Below are 1,861 nucleotides of genomic sequence, written 5' to 3'. Positions count from 1 at the left end.
TGGTCGGCGAGCAGGGCGGAGTCCTCGTGCTCCTCGCAGACGGAGGCGTGCAGCCGCGCGCTGAAGTCGGCGAGCGCCCGCAAGGGCAGCGCGGTGAAGGCCGCGTCGATGGAATGGGGCACGGAGGTCCTCCCGGAGTCGGGGCAGATGGCACGATCATGTCGCGCCGCGGGTTGCCGTGCCTACATCTTTCTGTAGGGACTCGACAGAGCCCGTACCGAGGCGCTGTCGGAGCCCGATTCTCCGTACGAGGTTCATGACCTATAGGTTTTTGGTATTCAGACCTCTAGTCGAAAGGGTGATCCGTTGAGCCGCTCGGTTCTCGTCACCGGAGGAAACCGGGGCATCGGCCTCGCAATCGCCCGAGCCTTCGCGGAGGCCGGCGACAAGGTCGCGATCACGTACCGGTCGGGTGAGCCCCCGGCGGAGCTCACGGCCCTGGGCGTGCTGGCGGTTCGCTGCGACATCACCGACTCCGAGCAGGTCGACCAGGCGTACAAGGAGATCGAGGACGCCCACGGCAACGTGGAGGTCCTGGTCGCCAACGCGGGGATCACCAAGGACACGCTGCTGATGCGCATGTCCGAGGAGGACTTCTCCTCGGTCGTCGACACCAACCTCACCGGCACCTTCCGCGTGGTCAAGCGCGCGAACCGCGGCATGCTCCGCGCCAAGAAGGGCCGCGTCGTCCTGATCTCCTCGGTCGTCGGACTGCTCGGTTCGGCCGGCCAGGCCAACTACGCCGCCTCCAAGGCCGCGCTGGTGGGCTTCGCCCGCTCCCTCGCCCGTGAGCTGGGCTCCCGCAACATCACCTTCAACGTCGTCGCCCCGGGCTTCGTGGACACCGACATGACGAAGGTGCTCACCGACGAGCAGCGCGCCGGCATCGTCGGCCAGGTGCCCCTGGGCCGCTACGCGCAGCCCGAGGAGATCGCGGCCGCGGTCAGCTTCCTGGCGTCCGACAACGCCGCGTACATCACAGGAGCCGTCATTCCCGTTGACGGCGGATTGGGCATGGGTCACTGATCACCATGAGCGGAATTCTCGACGGCAAGCGCATCCTCATCACCGGGGTGCTGATGGAGTCGTCCATCGCCTTCCACACCGCCCGGCTGGCCCAGGAGCAGGGCGCCGAGGTCATCCTCACGGCGTGGCCGCGCCCGACGCTGACCGAGCGCATCGCCAAGAAGCTGCCCAAGCCGGTCAAGGTGATCGAGCTCGACGTCACCAACGACGAGCACCTGGCCCGGCTGGAGGGCCTCGTCCGCGAGGAGCTCGGCGGCCTGGACGGCGTCGTCCACTCCATCGGCTTCGCGCCGCAGGACGCGCTGGGCGGCAACTTCCTCAACACCCCGTTCGAATCGGTCGCCACGGCCATGCACGTCTCGGCGTTCTCGCTGAAGTCGCTGACCATGGCCTGCAAGCCGCTCTTCGCGGAGGAGGGCGCGGCCGTCGTCGGCCTCACCTTCGACGCGCAGTTCGCCTGGCCGCAGTACGACTGGATGGGCCCGGCCAAGGCCGCCCTGGAGGCCACGAGCCGTTACCTCGCCCGCGACCTGGGCAAGGAGAACATCCGCTGCAACCTGGTCTCGGCCGGTCCGCTCGGCTCGATGGCCGCGAAGTCCATCCCGGGCTTCAGCGAGCTGGCGGACGTCTGGAACCACCGCTCCCCGATGGAGTGGGACATGGCGGACCCGGAGCCCGCGGGCAAGGGCGTCGTCGCGCTCCTGTCGGACTGGTTCCCGAAGACCACCGGCGAGATCGTCCACGTGGACGGCGGCCTGCACGCGATGGGTGCCTGACCCGCCGGGTCGAGCCCCCGTTCCATCCGTACGGCGGCGGCCGCGTCTCCCTCCAGGGA

At 68.8% G+C, this 1,861-nt stretch carries 2 protein-coding genes; both read left to right on the top strand.

The window, feature by feature from the left end:
• The first annotated feature begins 306 nt into the window (after positions 1-306).
• Complete coding sequence (gene fabG / locus ACWGDE_RS38610; RefSeq protein WP_453393761.1) at positions 307-1,026, top strand: 3-oxoacyl-[acyl-carrier-protein] reductase; 720 nt, start codon at positions 307-309, stop codon at positions 1,024-1,026.
• A gap of 5 nt (positions 1,027-1,031) precedes the next feature.
• The gene (gene fabI / locus ACWGDE_RS38605) at positions 1,032-1,802 is read left to right on the top strand and encodes an enoyl-ACP reductase FabI (protein ID WP_453393760.1); all 771 of its coding nucleotides are present in this window, start codon (positions 1,032-1,034) and stop codon (positions 1,800-1,802) included.
• Positions 1,803-1,861: the final 59 nt, after the last annotated feature.

Source organism: Streptomyces sp. NPDC054956 (assembly GCF_053609185.1).
The sequence above is the reverse complement of the archived record's forward strand: the minus strand, read 5'-3'. Positions and strand labels throughout refer to the sequence as shown.